We start from the raw sequence: 19,543 nt of genomic DNA on the forward strand, positions 1-19,543 counted from the left end.
GCTCCATGGATCGTTTTATGTTTGCGTCTAAGTTGCCGTTGCGCTGGCCCGATGGCTGGACGGTGATGGTGTCGGTGATTGCGCTGGTAATGGTGTCTCCAGTGCTAATCATTCTCGCCAGCGTGCTCACGGGCACCAGCGATGCCTGGGAACACCTGGCCTCCACCGTGCTGCCGCAGTATATCCGCAACTCCCTGGTGATGATGGCGGGGGTAAGTCTGGGGGTGCTGGTCATCGGGGTGAGTACGGCGTGGCTGGTCAGTGCCTGCCAATTTCCGGGGCGACGCAGCTTGGAATGGCTGTTGCTGCTGCCCTTGGCTGCTCCCGCCTATATCCTGGCCTACGTGTATACCGACACCCTGGAATACTTTGGCCCGGTTCAGACCTTTCTGCGGGGCCTCTTTGGCTGGGAACAGGCGAATCAGTACTGGTTTCCCAACATCCGATCTATCCAGGGGGCGATTCTGCTGTTCAGCCTCACCCTCTATCCCTACGTATACCTTTTGGCCAAGGTGGCCTTTGCCGAGCAGTCTACCGCCACCCTAGAAGCCAGCCGTTCTCTGGGCTGTGGCCCCTGGCGCAGCTTTTGGCGGGTGGCGCTGCCCCTGGCCCGTCCGGCCATTGCGGCGGGGGTGGCCCTGGCACTGATGGAAACCCTCAATGACTTTGGTACCGTCGCCTATTTCAGTGTGCCCACCTTCACGACTGGAATTTATCGCACCTGGTTTGGCATGGGCGACCGTCCGGCGGCGGTGCAGCTTTCGGCGGTGTTGCTGCTGTTTATCTTTGCCCTGGTGTGGCTAGAGCAACGGTCGCGGCGACGGTCGCGCTACTACCAAAGTCTGGCGGCGGCGGCCCCCTCTCGCTATGGGCTGAGCGGCTGGCGCACCCTGGGAGCTTGGCTCGCCTGTGGCCTGCCAGTGCTGCTGGGGTTGGTCATCCCCATCGGATTGCTGATCGCCATGACCCTCCGCAACGCCAGCGCCACCCTCAACCAGAGCTTCGTCACTCTCAGCATCAATAGCTTGACGTTGGCCACCCTGACGGCCCTGATAGCCATGGGGCTGGCCCTGGTGATGGCCTACGGACTGCGGCTAAACCACACCCCCTGGCTACGACTGGCGGTGCAGGGGGCCAACCTGGGCTATGCGGTACCCGGCGCGGTGATTGCCGTGGGTACCCTGATTCCCATGGCCCGATTCGACAACGCCATTGACGCCTGGATGCGCCAGAGCTTCGGCTTTTCCACGGGACTGCTGCTGAGTGGCACCATCGTTGCCCTGATTTTTGCGTACCTGGTGCGATTTCTGGCGGTGGCCTTTGGGTCGGTGGAGGCGGGGCTCACAAAAATCAAGCCGTCCCTAGACGATGCTGCCCGCAGCCTAGGCCAGAGCCCGAGCCAAACCCTCGCCCAAATCCATTTGCCCCTGCTTGGCAACAGCCTGCTGACAGCGGTGATGCTGGTGTTTGTGGACGTGATGAAGGAGTTGCCCGCCACCCTGATCATTCGCCCCTTCAACTTTGATACCCTGGCGGTGCGCGTCTACCAGTATGCCGCCGACGAACGCCTCGTGGAAGCCGCCGCCCCGGCCCTAGCCATTATCCTGGTGGGGCTGCTGCCCGTATTTTGGCTCAGCCGCCGCATTGCCCAGACGGGGCGCTAACCGAGGGTCGGCCCTAGGGATTCGGGCCTGGGTCAGGCCGCTATCCCTAGATCAGTGATCGGCATCCTGCGGTATGGATAATCCTAGGGTTTGCATGGCTTGGTGGGTACTGAGGAAGACCCGCTCTGCCCCGCCTAAGTGGTCAATGAAGCCCGCCTGGATGAGTTGATCCATCACCGGGCCTTTGACCTCACTGAGGTACACCGTTACTCCAGCTTCGCGCAATCCTTCAATGAGGTTTTCGAGGGTGTCGAGGGCGCTGCCGTCGATGTGGTTGATGGCGCTGCAAATCAGCAGCAGGGCGTCGGCGCTGGGGTGATCGGCCACGGCCCGCATGAGATAGTCTTCCAAATATTTTGTGTTGGCAAAATAGAGGCTTTCATCCACCCGAATGGCGAGGACGTTGGTGTAGGTCTGTACGTCGTGGCGCTTGATGTTGCGGAAATGCTCCGTTTCGCCCACGCGCCCAACCTCAGCAATGTGGGGCCGACTGGTGCGCCAGAGGTAAAACACCACCGAGGTCACAAAGCCAACGACGATCCCGGCCTCAATTCCCACAATCAGCACCGCCATGAAGGTAATCATCAGCACCCAGGCATCGGCCCGATCTGCCCGCCAGAGGTGCTTGATGCTGTCGAAATCGAGCAAATTGAGCACCGCCACCAAAATTACCGCCGCCAACGCCGCCTGGGGCAAGGAGTAGAACAGGGGCGTAAAAAACAGCACCACTAGGGCAATCAGCAGGGCGGTGATCATCGACGCTAGCCCGGTATTGGCCCCGGCTGTAAAGTTCACAAAGGAACGGCTAAACCCCCCCGTGACAGGATAGCCCCCGGTGAAAGCCGCCCCCAGGTTTGCCGCCCCGAGGCCGATCAGCTCTTGGTTGGCGTCAATGCGCTGCCGTCGCTTGCTGGCCAGAGACTTGGCTACGGCAATGCTTTCCATAAACCCCACAAAGCTAATGGTGAGGGCCATGGGCAGCAGTTGTTGCCATAGGGAGGCATCTAGCGGAGGCTGCGTTAGGGGCGGCAACCCCCTAGGAATCTCTCCCACAATGGAGACGCCCGCGCGGCTATCTAACCCCAGTAGCGCCACCAGCCCAATGCTGACCACCACCACAAACAGCGGCCCACCCCGGCTAATCGGCGTAGACCATAGGGCAGGCACTCCCCAATCTTTTAGGAATTGGGGCAAGCGTTGGCCAAAAAACAGCAGCACCGCCATGCTGCCCAGCCCTAACCCCAGGGTGACAACGTTGGTCTCCGGCACGGCCCGCACCAGATGAGACAGGGTCTCAAAAAAGCTCTCCGAGGAGGGAATCTTGACCCCCATTAGGTGTTTAAGTTGACTGGCCCCAATCACCAAGGCGGCGGCGTTGGTAAAGCCCACAATCACCGCATGGCTGAGGAAGTTGACCAAAAACCCCAGCCGCACCACCCCCATCAATATCTGAATGAGGCCAATCATCAGGGCTAGGGCCAGGGCGGCTGCAATGTAGTCGGCACTGCCTGCTTCGGCTACCTGCCCCACACTGGTAGCCACCAGCAGCGACACCATCGCCACAGGCCCCACCGCCAAGGCCCGACTGGTGCCTAGGGCGGCATAAAGTATCAGCGGCACAATGCTGGCATACAACCCCACCTGGGGCGGCAACCCGGCCAGCATGGCATAGGCCATCCCCTGGGGAATCAGCATCACCGCCACAATGGCCCCAGCCATCACATCCCCCACTAAGTCGGCGGACTGATAGTTTAGGCCCCAATCCAAAATCGGCAGGTAGCGGCGCAGCAGCACCAGCCAGGATGACGACGAATTAGCGGGCACCGCCGAGAAGGGAGACTTTGCCATAGGTCGGGGGAGTTAGACAGGTTGCAAGGTGGACATGGTTCTAGGATAGGTGATCCTGAGATTAATTAACCATCTAACCAAGTAGGAATACTTTGAAAAAACTCTGCACCCTCGCAGTGTGGGATCCGGCAGCGGTGTCCCATCCCTAGATCCGCCCTGGAGTAGGATCTCAGCCTACTGGGGGGTTGGCTTGCCCTCCGCTGCTCCCTGGGATTCAGCCCCTTGGCCCTCAGTGTGGCGATCTACCACCCGCTTCAGCACGCCATTGATGAACCGAAAGCCCTCTTCGCCGCTGTAGCGCTTAGCAATTTCCACTGCTTCATTGATGGCTACCCGGTCGGGGGTGCCGAGGTAGTCCATCTCCACCACGGCAATGCGAAGGATATCGCGATCAATACGGGCCAGGCGCTTGAGTTGCCAGGCCACCATGGCCGACTCCAGCACGCTATCCACCTCCGCCCGATGCTTGGTGGTGTTGGTCAACAGTTCCATGGCAAAGGCCCGCACCTCTTTTTGGTTGGTCATTTGTAGGAATTCGGGCATTTCCACCGCGTGGGCCAAGCGATTGATGGCCGTCTGGGTCAGATCAATGGCTTCATCGACCATGGCACGGCTGCTTTCTAGGTCGGTGGCAACCAGGTCGGTATCCACCAAGCGCTGACTCCCCCGCTTGAGTTCGTCGGAAGCGGTTTCAAGCGCATCCTTAGCTTCGGCAGCGAGGGTTTTGACAGCGGCCTGCAACAGGTCGTCTAGGTCAAGCTCCTGGAGCTTTTTGGGTTTTTCCGGCAACTGGCTGAGGCCCAATAGAGCCAATTCGCGAGCCATACGACGAGCCTGCATAGCAGGTACCTCCGAGATCAAAAAAATAGCCCAGCCTAGGAATGAGCGTGACCAGAGGCCCAACGCCAGCTATCCCCTAGGACTGAGTGAAGCTTTGCTATCTTAGCAATCTTCGTCTAGGGGCACGCTAGAGAGTTGCGGTTCGGCCAGGGGGAAAACGGAAAGCTGCTGGTCGGTATCGGCCACTGCTGACCCGACCTGGCCTAGGGAAAGGGGCGCTGGGGCTAAGTCGTCTGGGGCTAGGGTGGGCATCGCCAGGGTGGCAATGCGCTCTGGGGGCACCGCCGCCGCCAGGTTAGGGCCAACAATGCCCCCCGACAGCAACACCTTGAAGGCATCTTCGATGGAAATGGCAAGGTTGATCACATCGGTTTCGGGTACCACCGCGTACCAGCCGCTGGTGGGGTTGGGGGTAGTGGGCACAAACACGCTCAGCATTTTGGGGGTGGTGGCTGTGGCCGCACTCATGGCCCCCGTCACAAAGGCGATGGCCCAAATGCCCTTGCGGGGGTATTCCACCAGCACCACCCGCCGAAACCGGGTTTTAGAATCCTGAAACACCGTCTGCAAAAGCTGTTGCAGGGTTTTGTAGACCGACCCCGCCAGCGGGATAGACTGCACCGTCCGCTCACCCAAATCTAGCAGCCAGCGTCCGGCAATGTTGCGGGCCATCAGGCCAATCAGCAAAATGGCCGACAGGGGCACCGCTAACCCAATACTGAGATTAATGAGGTCAACCAGGAGAGGGTGAAGCCCGTCAAAGGGTGCTAACTGCTTGGGAAAACGGGTCAGGAGCCGAATGACCCAGTTGGCAATGGTGATGGTGAGCCAGATGGTGGTGGCCAGGGGAATGATCACCAGCAGCCCCGCAATCAGGTCATTTTTGAGGTCTTGTTTGAGCTTTTGCAGCACAGGCAACTCGTGGCGTTCGGAACCGGAATGGGCAGCGGCGCTGAGGGTTGGAGAACTCTCAAGATCCATAGTCTCACAGAAGACGATCTAGGGTGGTTGGGTATGGCTGAGACGAAACGGCCCCAGGTAGACCCGTCTAGGGATAACTGTTCGTATTGTAAGCAGTGGTGTCCCAGGCGCGCAAAGCCAGCGGTTGAACCCAACCCAGCGACCGATCTGAAATCCCCCTATCCTGATTGGAAGCCGTGCGGTTACGCATTCCAGACGGTGACTCCCCAGATCCCCGCCCGTGGGCCGGGGCTTGCGCAAAAATAGCTTGACAAAAAGGATGAACGATCTGGATAATGAAAGACTGTGTTTATTCGCCCGGATCAGGTTCCCAAGCCCGACAGCTACTCCGTGTAGCGCACGATTGGCACCTGTACGGCGGTTATGAGGATAGCTATGACATACGCAATTGTGGCAACGGGTGGCAAGCAGCTTCGGGTAGAGCCCGGTCGCTTCTACGATATTGAGCGTTTGCCCGTGGAAGCCGAAGGAGAAGTCACCCTGGATCAAGTGCTGTTCGTTGATAACGACGGCGAATCCCTGGTGGGGCAACCTCTCGTGGCAGGTGCAACGGTGACGGGAACGGTGGTGAGCCACCTGCGCGGTCGCAAGGTCATCGTTTACAAAATGAAGCCCAAAAAGAAAACCCGCAAAAAGCAAGGCCACCGTCAGGAACTCACCCGCCTGATGATCAACTCCATCCAAGTGAACGGTAAAACCATTGCCAGCAGCGCCGCTGAGTAATCGCTAGGATCAGTCCACTAAAGCCAAGCGGCCCTCGGCCACGATGCCCAGCCGCAGTGAGCTAAAGTAACATTACGTAGGGTTAGGGAAAACCATGGCAAGTAAGAAAGGTACAGGTAGTACAAGAAACGGGCGCGACTCAAACGCCAAACGCCTTGGCGTCAAGCGCTACGGCGGCGAAACCGTGCGGGCAGGCAACATCCTGATTCGTCAGCGCGGCACCAAAGTTCACCCCGGCGAAAACGTGGGACGCGGCAGAGACGATACCCTGTTCGCCCTCGTTGATGGCGTTGTCACCTTCGAGCGTCGCGGCAAAGCGGGTAAAAAAGTCAGCGTCTACCCCGTTGCTGCTTCAGCTTAGGCTCGGCGTCAACTCAGTCTAGTCAAAAGCCCCCCTGACAATGTTAGGGGGGCTTTTACTGTGGGTTCATCCCTCATACTAAGGACGTTCAGGGTTCCTAGAGAGCCCTGAACGATTGGAGTCTGATACTCAATCCCCATAGCCCTCCCCCTATATCAGTTAAGGTTTTCCCCATTGAGGAGGCGATGCTAACAACAAGCCCAGCCTGAGCGGGGTCAGCTTTTAGATCGAGGGTACGCCACCGGGATTGAGCACTACCGGAGATTATTCCGCCGTTTGCTGAAGGTAGAGCGCTAGGGCATCGGCAACCACTTGGCCCATGGATCGGCCCTCCTTATCCGCCGTGGCCTGGAGGGTGAGGAAGAAGTCGTGGGACACGCTCAGGCGGTGGCGACCTTCCTTGGTGTGGCTGGGGGTATAGCGCAGGGGATCGTAGGCGTCGGCGAACTGGCGCAGGGCTTCAAACCCCACCCGGTCGCAGAAATCCCCAAAGCTTTCGCCCTTTTTGCGGCCATCGCGGAAGAACACAAACAGCGGCTCTAGGGTGGTCTCTAGGTCATTATCGTGCAGCCGTTCCATGTAGGGACGGGCCAGCCGAGTTTGGTCAGGCGATCCGCCCAGCCAGAGCTGGTAGGATTCTGGCGCACTGCCCACAAAACCCAGTTCCGCCATGTAGGGACGGGCACAGCCGTTGGGGCATCCGGTCATCCGCACCACAAAGTGCTCGTCGGGGAGGCCCACCTTGGTCAACAGGGCGCGAATCCGGCCCAGGTTCGTGGGCATAATCCGCTCGGATTCCGTAATCGCCAAACCGCAGAGGGGCAGGGCGGGGCAGGCCATGGCGTAGCGCACCAGGGGATCCAGATCGGTTTCTTTTTGAATGCCGCAGCGGGTGAGGATGGCCTGGACGGCGTCCTTATCTTCGGGTTTGATGTCGTAGAACAGAACGCTTTGGTTGGGCGTTACCAACATGGGCAGGTTGAATTTCTGCACAATCTCCCGCAGGGCGGTTTTGAGCTGAAGGCCGTCACGGTCGAGGATGCGGCCATTTTCGATGGGCACGCCCACAAACCAGTTACCGTCGCCCTGTTCGTACCAGCCCAGGTAATCGTAGAACGTCCACTTGGGCAGCTTTTTGAAGGGCTTGAGGGGCTTACCCAGGTAGGTTTCCACCTGCTGCCGGAAGCGCTCCACCCCCCAATCGTGGATCAGGTACTTCATGCGGGAATGGCGACGGTTGACGCGGTCGCCGTAATCCCGCTGGGTGGCCACGATGGCCTTCATCAGGTCGAACACGTCGTCCTTATCCACATAGCCAATTTCGTCGGCCACCCGGGCAAAGGTTTCTTCCTTATTGTGGGTGCGGCCCAGACCACCGCCAGCCAGGACGTTAAAGCCCTTCAGCTTGCCCGCCTTGTCGGTGATTACCACCAGGGTGACATCGTGGGTGTAGGCATCGATGGAGTTGTCCCCCGGCACCGTCACCGCGCACTTAAACTTGCGGGGCATGTAGTGGGTGCCGTAGATCGGCTCTGGGCTGTCGGGGAAGAGGGTGTTGTTGACGTTGCGCTGGCGGGCTTCCACCACCTCCGGGTGCTCCTCGGAACTGAGGAACTTCTCCCCATCCAGCCAAATTTCGTAGTAGGCCTCGGTTTGGGGCCGCAGCAGGTCGGCGATGTGGTTGGCGTAGTCTTGGGCAATCTGGTACTCAGGCCGATTCTTGAAAGGGGCCGGAGGAGCCATCACGTTCCGGTTCAGGTCGCCGCAGGCCCCTAGGGTCGAGCCAAGGTTTTTCACAATCGCCGCGATGGTGGCCTTCAGATTCTTTTTCAGCACCCCATGGAGCTGAATGCCCTGGCGCGTGGTGGCCCGCAGGGTGTGGTTCCCATACTCGTCGGAGAGTCGATCCAGCGTCAGGTATAGCTCCGGCGCAATATACCCCCCCGGATTGCGGGTGCGGAGCATCATCTGATAATCCTTCTCCTGGCCCTTGGTGCGGGTGTCGCGGTTGTCCTGCTGGTAGGAACCGTGGAATTTCAGGATCTGGATCGCTGATTCCGAGAAAAAGCTGGTATCCGTCAACAGTTCGCTGGCCAGGGGCTCGCGCAGGAAGTTGCTGTTTTCCTTGATGTCTTCAACCTTGGAGCGCTTGGCCGAAGCGGGGTTGGGGCCGGATTGGGCGGGTTTGAGAGGAGTCTGAACCATGGCAGCAGCAGGTGAACCGTTAAAGAGAAGGCGTCGGGGTAAGGAGCATCCACCCATGGACAGGCCCGTTGACCAAGAAACCTATACCCCGGTAAGTCGGTCGGGATTGGGGTGAATTCTTTCGTATGGTAACACTGGATCCACCCAATCCGATCCCTGTCCCACATAAATTCACGGTACACCGTTCAGGACAGGGCCGGGGATGGGGTGGGGCGGCAGGTTCTCGGTTAGGGGGCGGTGGGCAACTGGTTCAGGCGGTGGGTGATGGCTTCGGCGGGGAGAGGACGGGCAAAGTAGTATCCCTGACCAACAGGGCAGCCCATGTGAAGGAGCTGCTGGCGCTGGTAGTCGGTTTCTACGCCTTCGGCTACGACCTGCATTCCCATGCCCTGGGCCAGGTTGAGGATGGCGCGAATGATGCCTAGGGCTTCGGGTTGGGGCGCATCGGGCTGCATTTTGCCGACAAAGGACTGATCAATTTTCAGAACATCTACCGGAAAGCGGTGCAGGTAGCTGAGGGAGGAGTAGCCTGTGCCAAAGTCGTCGAGGCTGATTTGGATTTGCCGTTGGCGGAGGCTGGCTAGCACTTGGGCGGTGTGGGCGGTGTCGTCGATGAGGGCGCGTTCGGTAATTTCGAGGTGTAGGAGGGCAGGGTCGAGGGAGGTTCCGGCCAGCACTTGGTCGAGGGTGTCGAGAAAGTCGGCCCGCTGGAGCTGCTGGCTGGCCACGTTCACGCTAGCGTAGAGGGCGCGGTCGGGAAACTGGCGATGCCAGCGCTGCAACTGGTGACAGGTGGCCCACAGCATCCATTCGCCCACGGCCTGGATGAGTCCAGCCTCCTCGGCGATGGGGATAAATATCTGGGGGCTAATCATGCCTCGTTCGGGGTGGGGCCAGCGGGCTAGGGCTTCTACCCCCAGCCATCGTCCGGTAGCTAAGTCTACCTGGGGCTGGTAATACACCTGAAGCTGATCGGTTTCAATGGCCTGCCGCAGGTCATGCTCTAGGGTGAGGCGATGCAGCATTTCCTGGTGCATTTCTGGGTCAAAGACCTCGTAGCAGGCACGACCTCGGCTTTTGGCCCGGTACATGGCGGTGTCGGCATCGCGCAAAATTTCGCTGCCGCTGCGGTAATAGCCTGCTGACCAAACAATGCCAATGCTGGCACTGATGACCACCGACTGATCTTCGAGGGAGATGGGATGGGCTAAGCCAGTTTGGATGGCGGTGGCCATATCAATAGCGCTAGTGATGTCGTCGAGGTCGGGCAGCAGCAGGGCAAATTCATCGCCGCCCCAGCGGGCTAGGGTGTCAAAGGGGCGCAGGTATTGGCTCAGGGTGTTTACCACAGAGCGCAGGAGGTGATCTCCGGCACCGTGGCCCAGGCTATCGTTGATGAGCTTGAAGCGATCAATGTCGATAAACAGCACCGCAAAGGATCGGGGCGCTTTGCCCTGGTGCAGGGCGTAGTCTACCCGCTCCATAAACAGGGTGCGATTCGGCAGTTGGGTGAGGTCATCGTAGAGGGCTTGGTGCCGCAGTTGGGCCTCCACCCGCACTCGCTCCGTCACGTCCCGCGAGACCGTTTGTACCTGCACCAGGCGACCCCGTTCGTTGAGGATGGGCTTGGCCAGGGTTTCGAGCCAGAGGTCGTCGCCGGAGGCCCGCACGGCCCGGTAGACGATCTGGGCCATGGTTTGGGGGGGGCGCAACGCCTCAATCTGCAACCGCACCCGCTCCCGGTCGTCGGGATGGACTAGGTCATAGAACACTTGGCCCAGCAGTTGGTCGGCGGTATGACCCAACAGCCCCAAACAGGAAGGACTAACGTAGATAAAGCGCCCCTGACGGTCGTGGAGACCCACCAAATCGCTGATGTTGTCCGCCACTAGGCGATAGCGCAGCTCCGAGTCTCGCAGGTCTTTCTCAATGCGCTTGCGTTCCTCCACCTCCTGGCTGAGGATGCGGTTAGCCTCCGCTAATTCGGCGGTACGTGCCTGCACCTGCTGCTCTAGGGTTTGATTCATCTGCCGAATGGTGCGCTGGGCCGATTGAAGCGCCAACTGATTTTTGACCCGCACCAGCACCTCATCTAGCTGGAAGGGCTTGGTAATGTAGTCTACGCCCCCGACCCCAAAGGCTTGTACCTTGTCGATGGAATCTCCTAGGGCGCTGAGGAAAATCACAGGCACCTCCTGGGTAGTGGGGTGGGCCTTCAGTTGCCGACAGACCTCGTAGCCATCCAGCCCCGGCATCCGAATATCCAGCAATACCAGGTCTGGGGGCTCGGCCTGGGCTGCCCGCAGGGCCATCGCACCATTTACCACCCCGCGCACGTCATAGCCTTGGTTGGCCAGCGCCGCAGACAGCACTCGCAAGTTCTCTGTGGTGTCATCCACAATCAGGATGATCGGATTCTCTTCCGGCTGCGTCACGCCCTTGCTCTACCCATTCGACAATTTTGTCACAACGAAAATCTTCTACCCAGCGGCGTAGGGTCAGAGCCAAGGGCTGACGGTCGTGGGGCAACGCCTCCAGCAAGGCATAGAGGGCTTGGCTATTGGCTACCATTGCGGCTTTGTACAACTCCGCTACCCAGTCGGCGGGCAGACCCGTGCAGTCTAGGTTGGGGGATCCTGGAAGCAGCGAAGCTGAAGGGCCGGGATCCGTAGAGGGCGTTGGATCGGCATAGAGATAGCGTACCCCAAGATGTTGTTGGATAGCCTCCAGCAGGTCGTTCTCCCGCAGGGGCTTGCGGAGGAAGCGGTCGCAGCCGCTGGCCAAGGCCACGGATTCCTCTTCGTCAAAGGCACTGGCACTGAGGGCGAAGATCACAGGCTGGGCCTCCCCTGCCATGGATCGAATGGTCTGGCTGGCTTGGTAGCCGTCCATGCGGGGCATTCGCAGATCCATCACAACCAGGTCGGGCCGCCATTGCTGCCACTGGGCCACGGCCTCCTGGCCATCCCCTGCCCCCTTCACCACAAAGCCGAGGCTGCCCAGCAGCACCATCATCAATCGCTGGTTGGTTTCATTGTCATCGGCAATCAGCACACGCGGCACGGGTTGATCGGGGGCGAGGGCCACCACCTGATCCACCAGGGTACGGGGCTTGAGTTCCACTTGGTTGACCGCGACCACGGGCAGATCGAGGTAGAAGGTGCTGCCCTGGGGGCCAGATTCGGCCAGGGTAAGATCGCCCCCTAACAGGTGGGCAAAGCGACGACTGAGGGCCAGCCCCAGCCCTGTACCATCCTGGCGGGTGCGGCCTGTATCGGTTTGGGAGAAAGGCTGAAACAGGCCTGGAATCTGATCGGCGGCAATACCGGGGCCGCTATCGGTGACGCAAAAGCGCAGCAGTGGCGGACAGGCCGTGGCATCGGCCCAGGTGACGACGAGGGAGACGGTGCCCGCCGGGGTAAATTTTAGGGCGTTATCCAGCAGATTCAGCAAAATTTGCTGGAGCTTGCCAGAATCACTGCGCAGGTAGGGGGGTAAGCCATCCTCGATCTGAAAGGTAAGCCTGATGCCCTGGGCGTTGGCGCGGGGCAGCAGCATGTCGATCAACTGCTGCACCAGGTCTGGCAGGCTGAAGGCGCTGGTAATCAGACTCATTTGGCCCGCCTCAATTTTGGCCAGACTGAGGATGTCGTTGATCAGGCTGAGGAGGTATTCGCCGCTGTGGGCAATGGTAGATAGGTGATCTTGGGTATCGTTGGGCAAGCGGCGGTCGCGGCGCAGGAGTTGGGCATAGCCCAGAATGGCGTTCAGCGGCGTCCGCAGTTCGTGGCTCATGTGGGCGAGGAAGTCGCTCTTGGCCCGGTTCGCCCGCTCCGCCGAGTCCTTCGCCTGCTGGGCCTGATCCAGCAGGGTAATTTGGTAGAGGGCCAACCCCAAATGGTGGGCCACCTGGGTCATGAGGGCGATGTCGTCAGGCAGCCAGCGACGCGGGCCAGCATTTTGGTAGACGCTCAGCAATCCCCACAGCCGCTCCTGCTGAAAAATCGGCACAATGGCGTAGGCCCGCACCTGGAACTGTTCCAAAATGTCGATGTGGCAAGGGGTATGGCCACTCAGGTAAATGTCGTCAACGGCGAAGGTTTCCCGGTTTTGGTAGCGTCCCCCCTGGTGTTCTTGCAGATAGGTATCGGCCCACACCGTGCGCCGTCCCTCTCCCACTAGCGACAGCCACCCCGCCGCCACCGACTCGGCCACGAAATGACCACTCCAGTCCTCCTCAAAGCGGTACACCGACGCCCGGTCGCAGTTCAATAGGTGCTGGAGTTCCTGGGTAGCAATGGTGAAGATATCTTGCAGGTCAAAGCTTTGGCGTAGCCGATCTACCAACCGCCCTAGGGCTTTCTCCCGTTCAATTTGGTGCTGAAGCCTCAGCTCTGCCCGTTTATAGCGGGTGATGTCGCGCCCCACCGCCTGGATTTCTGCCAGTTGGCCCTGATGGTCAAACTGGCCGTGGTTGTACCACTGCTGCCAAAGCACATCGCCGCTGGGGGTTTGAATACGGGTTTCGTGGTTGAGGGAAGCATGATCCGCTGTAATCGTCATGACATTGAGGTCTGGCCAGCCGTCTAGGCTTTGGCTCAGATGGGGCGGATCGGCCAAGGACTCGGGGTTGGCGGGGTCGCAGCCAAAGTATTGACCATAGGCCGCGTTGACATAAACCACCGTGCCATCCGCCCGAAACCGACAGACCAATTCGGACTGGCTCATCTGTCGTTGCTCTCCACCATGAGGATTAGGGTTCTGTATGTAATCTAGATTACCTAAGTTAGCCCCCAACCTAACGAGACTCTCCCCTGCATGACCACTAACCCCAGGCTGTCTTCATCACCCAGTTAATCTTGGCCCTGGGGTCAATTTTGACCACCGTTTCACCGATCAAAATTGGCGATGGCGCGAGCCGCACCAATGCTTTGATCGCCAGGGCCAAAGGTCAGCTCCAGCGCCTGTTGATCGGCAAAAGCACGACTGGCCTCGCGGTAGACACTGCGGCTGGTGGGCAGGGTACGGCGCTGGCCATCGTAGTCAAAGGTAATGGCGTAGTCCACGTTTTTTTGGAGAATCGGGTCGGTGCGCTGTTCGATGGCTTCCCGTCGGCGTTCCTCCAGTTCGTCGGCGGTGGGGCGGGGCGGCAGGGCTGGCCACCAGAGGCCCTCATCGTCAGGCCCCGTTACTGCCCCTTCGGGACGCACCCGGTTACGGTTTACTAGGCTGGTTGATTCAAAGGTTTCTCGACGGATGGTGCGCCGCTGGTCAAAGCTGCGGGCATAGTCCACCTGCCAGGTATAGGTGACGGTGGCCATGGCCTCGTAGGTGCCCGTGGTGATGGTATTGCCTGTGGCAGGGTAGGTCTCGCAGCCGGAGAGCAATCCCACCCCTAGGGCTAGGGCGCTGAGGCGAGTGAACCAGGTAGAACCAGCGGTTGGCATGGGGAATTCGGGAATTAGGGAACGGGAGCCTAGATGTTAGGCCAAAGCTATCTAAGCCATACCTCTGCAATACCATCCCTAAAGGGTAGCCAACGCGCCCCGCAGGAAGCTTTGAGAATCGGCACAGGGCTTACCTGACCTCCATCAAGGCGGGCTAAGTCACGGTTTGCCCTGAGTCCGTCTCGGCATGACTAGGAAAGGGTAGGGGGCGGGCGGGCGAATCACTCAAGCTCCTGGGAGCAGGGTTAGGCAGGCGGCTGGAGTTCGGCCAACTTCGCTTTAACAGCCTGGATATCTTGCCACATCAACCATTTGGGGCTGCCCTTCTCACGCGAGGGGTTGCGTAGCAGGTAGGCCGGGTGAAAAATCGGCATACAAAGCCGTCCGTCCCACTCAAACCACTGCCCCCGAATTTTGGTGATGCCGTCTTTGAGGCCCAAAATACCCTTCACCGCCGTTGCCCCAGTCAGCAGGATAATTTTGGGATCAACGAGGCGAATTTGCTCTAGGAGATACCCTTTGCAGGCAGCCACCTCATCAGTGGTCGGCACCCGGTTGTTGGGAGGCCGACATTTCACGATGTTACCGACGTAGACATCCCGCTCCGTATCCAGCCGCACCGAGGCCAAGATTTGCTCCAAGAGTTGCCCCGACCGCCCCACAAAGGGTTTACCTTGCTCGTCCTCCTGTTGCCCTGGCCCCTCGCCAATGATAAAGATGGGGGCATCGGCACTGCCCCGGCTAACCACAACGTTGGTGCGGGTGGGGGCGAGGCCGCAGCGCTGGCAGGCATGGCAGTGGGTGGCTAAGTCCTCTAGGCTGGCGTAGGTGCCAGGAGCAATGGCCACTGAGGCCGTGGTGGGAATGGCGTCATAGTTAACAGACGAATTGGCAGATGAATTGACAGACGAACTGGCAGGCGAGTTGCTGGCAGAGGTAGGCTGGCTAGACTCCTTCGCGGCGGCGGTCGCAGTGACATCTTCCAGGGAAAATAAACTAATTTGCTCGTCTGCCATGGGGTTCAATCAATGCAACAAGGAAAGGCAACGGGAATTTGTCAACCATTGTAAAGCGATTATTCGTCCATTCGATAGACCTTGGGCCTATCTGCTAGGAAAGGCATGGCCGGAGCCGCGACCTAGGGGCAAGAATCATGTCAGACTGCCCAAAAAATTGAAAGTTCCCTATCATTGCGCCATCAAAAAAGTGATGACATGACACGATTTCCCAACAATTCTTACACCAAGTTGTGGCCATGGAGATAGGGTAGAAGCCTATGTTAAACCCTTGAGGTCTTTCATCTTAGGGCAGACCTCCAGCCTAGCAAAAGACCAAACCAGTCCCTAGCTTGTGCCTTGCATCGCTCAGTCTAGAGAGGCTATGCTAACCGCTGACGGAACATCGTTGGCAATCGCAGCATGATAGACCTTTGGGCGCAGTCACTTCAGTCAACCATTGATGTGCCCAAGGTGCAGGTGTCAATAGTGAACACCGATTCGATCCAAGTGATTCTCTACAGCCCCGATTTAGCCACCATCAACCAAGCTGCTCCTTGGATTGTATGGCTGAAACGCCACTGGCCTGGGGACGGCGGGGAGGTTTCCCTAGTGGCTCAGTGGGGCGAAAGCTACCTGTGGCGCGAGGTCGTTACGGTTACGAATTCCTCCAGTCAGGGACGTTCACAACTCCTTGAAGGTTCTGAAATAATCACCTCAGAAAGTCTTACTGACGCACTGGTCGATGAACCTGAAAATCCGATCAAAAAGAAAAACTCTTCTCTCTCGTATTCAGAATTTCACTGGAAGTATCGACACATTTCCCCCCTAAGTCATGAGGCAGATGAGACAACTCAAGAAGCCGCAAGGGTCATTCACGCGGAGGATTACAAACTTGCCTGGATTGGGCTGGCCATTCTGCTCTCTCTGAATACCTTGTCCCAGCGATTAGGGGAAGTTGTTTCTATTAGTAATTTTCTGGACAATGTTGGCGTTGAGAGCATTTTTTTGGTTTGGATTTTGGATGCTGTCCTGCTCATTATTGCCACATCATTGCAGTCTTTGTTGGTGGATCGCATCTTTCGACTGACCCTCGCCAAGCTAGTAGCTTTTGTCGTGGCGGCCCTCTTTGCTCTGTGCTGGCTATTTATGAAGCTTGGGGCTCCTAGCGGACTCACCTTCACCCTAATGTTTTTGATTGCTCAACAGCAGATGGTCTTTGTCCCCGTCGTTTTCTGGACATTAGCCAACGACATTTTTGATGTAGCAGTTGGGCGGCGGATGTTTCCCCGTTTGGCGGCGGTGGCCTTTGCCGGAAGCCTTGTTGGCAGCGGCATGGCAGCTCTCATGCCCCAGCTTCCTGGGTGGCTCAATGTCGAAGCCATTCTCCTAGGAAATGTGGGCATTTATTTAGGCATTATCCTCATTCTACAGGTATTTTTTAAGCCTGCTTGGATTCGCAAAACGGCCACCACTTCCCTCAAGGTTCAGGAGGTACTGAGGGAAGGCTTTGGTTTTATTCAGGATGTGCCTGCCTTTAAGTTTTTGATTGCATCCTTAATTTTGCTCTATGCTGGCGACGTTTTAGTTGAGTACTACTTCTTTGCAACGGCTAACAGCGTCTTTCCCAATCTGAATGAGTTTCAGACCTTTTTTGGGCTGTTCTCACTGCTGCGGCAGGGGGCGTATCTGCTCATTCAGGTATGGGTGGTAGAGCGATTCGTCAATGCCTTAGGGCTGCGGTCGATTTGGATTGTTGCTCCCATTGCCACTGTGCTGGCCGGGACAAGCGCCCTAGGCATTGCGGGTCTTGCCGGGGCTACCCTCAGCGTGGCCTTGCTCAAACTCCCCCTCTACGGCATTGACGAGACCGCCCGCAAAAATCTTCAGGGTTTAATTCCGGAAGAGCGGCGGGGGCGAGTGAGTCTATTTATGGATGGTTACGTCATCGCGCTGGGATCAATCATTGGTGCCATGATGGGGGCAGGGGTATTATTCCTCGGAACCCAACTTGCGTTTCCGAGCCAAACCAGCCTACTGCTGCTGGTGATGGGTTTAGGTAGTGTGGCCGTCGCCATGGCCACGCAGGTTCACCGTACCTACGAAACCTCCATGCTGAACTGGCGTCTCAAACGCCGTCAGCGCGGACGATCTTCCATCCTCGATCAATTTCAATAGCCGACAATCCATCTTTTGAGTCGCCATTCCCCATGACTGTCTTCGTCGATACCCACCGCGAGCCACCCCAGCGGCGGCGCTTTGTTAGTCTTCAGGTACGCCTGCTGGTAGGGTTTACTATCATTTTCACAGGCGTATTCTCGGCGGCCTACTACTGGTTCTATACCTTCACCATAGAAAGCGCAGTAGCCAGCCTCCGAAAAGATCTCAACAACACCCTAGAGGGAGCCGCCGCCGGGGTTGATGCGGAGGAGTTAATTGACCTTTATACAACTGGGGAACCCAATGCAGCGGGGTTTTCCGATGATCCCCGCTACCTGAATCAAATTTCCTGGTTTGAAACAATTCAACAGCTAGAGCCCCGTGCTTGGCCCTATGCCTACATCATGGTTGGATTGGCCGACCAAGACACTGCCAGAAAGCAGGTGCGAGATAGCAATGGCAATATCAGCGTTGAAACCTTTGTTCCTAGCCATGATCGGCAGTTGGTTGGGGTTGTCGATCTATGGGCCATTCACGATCCGGCCAAGTCTTACTTGTTTCTAGACATGGGTGAAGCCAGCCATTATTCTGTGCGGGCTTGGAAGGAAAATCGACTCATTGAACGCTCAGATTTGTATGCTGATGCTTGGGGTGAATGGTTTAGTTCCTACACGCCTATTCGCAATGCCGAGGGGGAGGTGGTGGCACTCTTAGGTATTGATTTTGAGGCTAGCTATGTCAATCAACTCAAGCGCTCGCTAGTGGATCAGATTATTATCTCCTTTAGTTTGGCTTACATCACCTTGTTTATTCTAGTGTACGTCAGCTCTAAATTTTTTACTCGTCCCCTCAAACATCTCAGCTTTGCAGCCAAGAAAATTGCTAATGCGGAATATGACGATACCGAATCCTTTAAGCTTCTCAGCAGTCGAAAGCTAAGGGATGAATTCACCGATTTATCCGACACTTTCATGATGATGACAGCTAAAATTAGAGGCCGTGAAGAGGCTCTAAAAACGAGGGTTCAAAAGCTACAAATCGAAATTGACGAGACTCGCAAACCTGACTGCCTGACACATCTTTATGCGGCCTCCCAAGGGGGTAGCTGACAGCGCATGGACTGGATCCTAGAGAACCAGATGCGGTCATAATATCGGGCTTCTGCCTTTTTAGATGCAAAACAGGGATCTGGGTCAACGGTCAATAGGGGGATGGGGTTGAGCAACGGACGCCCTTTGTTGACCACCCCTCTAAGCCAGCGGAGGCCGATTTTGAGATAGCTGATGCCCCGTGTCCAATGAGGGTCAACCTGAGAGCGGAGACCGTCGAGTTGAGCGGCCATGCCCTGGGTGGTGCCATAGAGGATGGCGACTGCCGCGACGAGGTAGAGACGTTCGAGGGCTTGGGCGGAGCGGATGCCGGAAGATTCGAGGGCAAAGGCCCCGGATTTTGAATCGAGGAACAGTTCCTCAACTCGGAACCTGAGGGCATATTGCCACAGGGTATTGAGGGTCGGCGGCTCATCGGTGATGACCGCCCAGGGCTCCTTAACGCCTTTGACGTTAGCCAGAACCAGGTTGCAGCGCCAGCGCCCATCGGCCCACAGGCCAATGCCCTCATAGAAACGAACTTCGCCCTTGGGGGGCCACAGAACACCTACCTCAATCGGCTGACGGCGGGGGCCATGCACCACCACATCACTGGGCAAGCGTAAAGCATAGTGCCATCGACTGTCGCTGAGCCACGCCAGCAGGTCATGGTTGGCAAACCCTCGGTCGGCTAACAGCATCACATCGGGATAAGCCTGCAACAGTCGATGGGCTAAGCGCAGCATCGGCAAATACCGTTGGGCACTGACCGTGGCACTAGGATGCTCTAACACCCGCCACAGCAGGGGCACCGCCCGCCCACAACAGGTCACGGACAGGTGAATCATGCAATACCGATTCCACAGCACCGTCGTATCGAGGGCTAGGTAGAGTCGCCGTCCTTTCCACCGATGAATCGCCGCTAACGCCAAGGGCACGTACAGACTTTTAATCCGCACCCGGTGATTGCTCATAAACCGTTGCCATCGTCGTTCGGTGCTTTGCGCTTGGCGGGCGCGACTGGGAACATAGGCCTCCCACTCCGGCAGGCTCAACCGACCACTGCACACCAGCGCCGTCACCATCCACGCCAGCGCTTTGAGGTGCCGTAAATCCCGACGATGGCTATATTGACGCAGCAAGGACAGCACTTGATCATAGAGACAGGTGGTGGATGACATGGCAAAGACCCTGAAATACGCAAATTCCAGCGTCTCATGTCACCTCACCT

14 protein-coding genes are annotated in these 19,543 nt (G+C 57.9%); 5 read left to right on the forward strand and 9 right to left on the reverse strand.

All coding sequences use genetic code 11. The features are described from left to right. Positions 1-17: 17 nt before the first annotated feature. Complete coding sequence (locus GFS31_RS11060; RefSeq protein ID WP_225907385.1) at positions 18-1,664, forward strand: ABC transporter permease; 1,647 nt, start codon at positions 18-20, stop codon at positions 1,662-1,664. A gap of 51 nt (positions 1,665-1,715) precedes the next feature. Here the strand turns inward: GFS31_RS11060 and GFS31_RS11065 are convergent, their stop codons facing one another. The 3 genes from GFS31_RS11065 to GFS31_RS11075 all read right to left on the reverse strand — a co-directional run bounded on the left by GFS31_RS11065 (position 1,716) and on the right by GFS31_RS11075 (position 5,333). Then, a complete protein-coding gene (locus GFS31_RS11065; RefSeq protein WP_198804885.1) occupies positions 1,716-3,512 on the reverse strand; it encodes a SulP family inorganic anion transporter in 1,797 nt (598 codons plus the stop codon). A gap of 174 nt (positions 3,513-3,686) precedes the next feature. Continuing rightward, on the reverse strand, positions 3,687-4,352 hold the full coding sequence (nusB, locus tag GFS31_RS11070) for a transcription antitermination factor NusB (RefSeq protein ID WP_198804886.1): 666 nt from the start codon (positions 4,350-4,352) through the stop codon (positions 3,687-3,689). Between the two features lie 102 nt (positions 4,353-4,454). Then, a complete protein-coding gene (locus GFS31_RS11075) occupies positions 4,455-5,333 on the reverse strand; it encodes a DUF502 domain-containing protein (protein ID WP_198804887.1) in 879 nt (292 codons plus the stop codon). A 375-nt stretch (positions 5,334-5,708) separates the two neighbouring features. Here GFS31_RS11075 and rplU point away from each other — a divergent pair, with 375 nt between their 5' ends. Both rplU and rpmA read left to right on the forward strand, forming a co-directional pair. Then, positions 5,709-6,056, forward strand: a complete 348-nt coding sequence (gene rplU / locus GFS31_RS11080) for a 50S ribosomal protein L21 (protein ID WP_198804888.1) — start codon at positions 5,709-5,711, stop codon at positions 6,054-6,056. A gap of 94 nt (positions 6,057-6,150) precedes the next feature. Further along, a complete protein-coding gene (gene rpmA, locus GFS31_RS11085; RefSeq protein ID WP_198804889.1) occupies positions 6,151-6,417 on the forward strand; it encodes a 50S ribosomal protein L27 in 267 nt (88 codons plus the stop codon). A 264-nt stretch (positions 6,418-6,681) separates the two neighbouring features. Here rpmA and sir read toward each other — a convergent pair whose 3' ends face one another. The 5 genes from sir to GFS31_RS11110 form a co-directional block, all read right to left on the reverse strand. Beyond that, positions 6,682-8,622 (reverse strand): sulfite reductase, ferredoxin dependent, encoded by a 1,941-nt coding sequence (gene sir, locus GFS31_RS11090; RefSeq protein ID WP_198804890.1) that lies wholly within the window; start codon positions 8,620-8,622, stop codon positions 6,682-6,684. Between the two features lie 227 nt (positions 8,623-8,849). Further along, positions 8,850-11,057: an EAL domain-containing protein gene (locus GFS31_RS11095; protein WP_198804891.1), complete on the reverse strand. Its 2,208-nt coding sequence runs from the start codon at positions 11,055-11,057 to the stop codon at positions 8,850-8,852. Beyond that, on the reverse strand, positions 11,014-13,350 hold the full coding sequence (locus tag GFS31_RS11100) for a GAF domain-containing protein (protein WP_198804892.1): 2,337 nt from the start codon (positions 13,348-13,350) through the stop codon (positions 11,014-11,016). Before GFS31_RS11100 ends, GFS31_RS11095 begins: the two co-directional genes overlap by 44 nt. A gap of 161 nt (positions 13,351-13,511) precedes the next feature. Beyond that, a complete protein-coding gene (locus GFS31_RS11105; RefSeq protein WP_198804893.1) occupies positions 13,512-14,069 on the reverse strand; it encodes a hypothetical protein in 558 nt (185 codons plus the stop codon). 245 nt (positions 14,070-14,314) lie between these two features. Further along, positions 14,315-15,085, reverse strand: coding sequence for a uracil-DNA glycosylase family protein (locus GFS31_RS11110; RefSeq protein ID WP_198804894.1), 771 nt, complete (start codon positions 15,083-15,085; stop codon positions 14,315-14,317). 468 nt (positions 15,086-15,553) lie between these two features. Here GFS31_RS11110 and GFS31_RS11115 point away from each other — a divergent pair, with 468 nt between their 5' ends. Together GFS31_RS11115 and GFS31_RS11120 are read left to right on the forward strand one after the other, a co-directional pair. Next, positions 15,554-17,242 carry a hypothetical protein gene (locus tag GFS31_RS11115; protein ID WP_198804895.1) on the forward strand — a complete coding sequence of 563 codons (1,689 nt, stop codon included), beginning with the start codon at positions 15,554-15,556 and terminating at the stop codon, positions 17,240-17,242. Between the two features lie 32 nt (positions 17,243-17,274). Next, positions 17,275-18,333, forward strand: a complete 1,059-nt coding sequence (locus GFS31_RS11120) for a hypothetical protein (RefSeq protein ID WP_198804896.1) — start codon at positions 17,275-17,277, stop codon at positions 18,331-18,333. Here the strand turns inward: GFS31_RS11120 and GFS31_RS11125 are convergent. Beyond that, a complete protein-coding gene (locus tag GFS31_RS11125; protein ID WP_198804897.1) occupies positions 18,306-19,493 on the reverse strand; it encodes a transposase in 1,188 nt (395 codons plus the stop codon). The two genes, GFS31_RS11120 and GFS31_RS11125, sit on opposite strands and share 28 nt — an antisense overlap. Between the last annotated feature and the right edge of the window lie 50 nt (positions 19,494-19,543).

The sequence above is a fragment of the Leptolyngbya sp. BL0902 genome (assembly GCF_016403105.1).
In the GTDB taxonomy this organism is placed as follows: domain Bacteria; phylum Cyanobacteriota; class Cyanobacteriia; order Phormidesmidales; family Phormidesmidaceae; genus Nodosilinea.

Bases quoted from the DNA above. Each gene is read 5' to 3' on its own strand.
- GFS31_RS11060 (WP_225907385.1), top strand. From the start codon at position 18: ATGTTTGCGTCTAAGTTGCCGTTGCGCTGGCCCGATGGCTGGACGGTG.
- GFS31_RS11065 (WP_198804885.1), bottom strand. From the start codon at position 3,512: ATGGCAAAGTCTCCCTTCTCGGCGGTGCCCGCTAATTCGTCGTCATCC.
- nusB (WP_198804886.1), bottom strand. From the start codon at position 4,352: ATGCAGGCTCGTCGTATGGCTCGCGAATTGGCTCTATTGGGCCTCAGC.
- GFS31_RS11075 (WP_198804887.1), bottom strand. From the start codon at position 5,333: ATGGATCTTGAGAGTTCTCCAACCCTCAGCGCCGCTGCCCATTCCGGT.
- rplU (WP_198804888.1), top strand. From the start codon at position 5,709: ATGACATACGCAATTGTGGCAACGGGTGGCAAGCAGCTTCGGGTAGAG.
- rpmA (WP_198804889.1), top strand. From the start codon at position 6,151: ATGGCAAGTAAGAAAGGTACAGGTAGTACAAGAAACGGGCGCGACTCA.
- sir (WP_198804890.1), bottom strand. From the start codon at position 8,622: ATGGTTCAGACTCCTCTCAAACCCGCCCAATCCGGCCCCAACCCCGCT.
- GFS31_RS11100 (WP_198804892.1), bottom strand. From the start codon at position 13,350: ATGAGCCAGTCCGAATTGGTCTGTCGGTTTCGGGCGGATGGCACGGTG.
- GFS31_RS11105 (WP_198804893.1), bottom strand. From the start codon at position 14,069: ATGCCAACCGCTGGTTCTACCTGGTTCACTCGCCTCAGCGCCCTAGCC.
- GFS31_RS11110 (WP_198804894.1), bottom strand. From the start codon at position 15,085: ATGGCAGACGAGCAAATTAGTTTATTTTCCCTGGAAGATGTCACTGCG.
- GFS31_RS11120 (WP_198804896.1), top strand. From the start codon at position 17,275: ATGACTGTCTTCGTCGATACCCACCGCGAGCCACCCCAGCGGCGGCGC.
- GFS31_RS11125 (WP_198804897.1), bottom strand. From the start codon at position 19,493: ATGTCATCCACCACCTGTCTCTATGATCAAGTGCTGTCCTTGCTGCGT.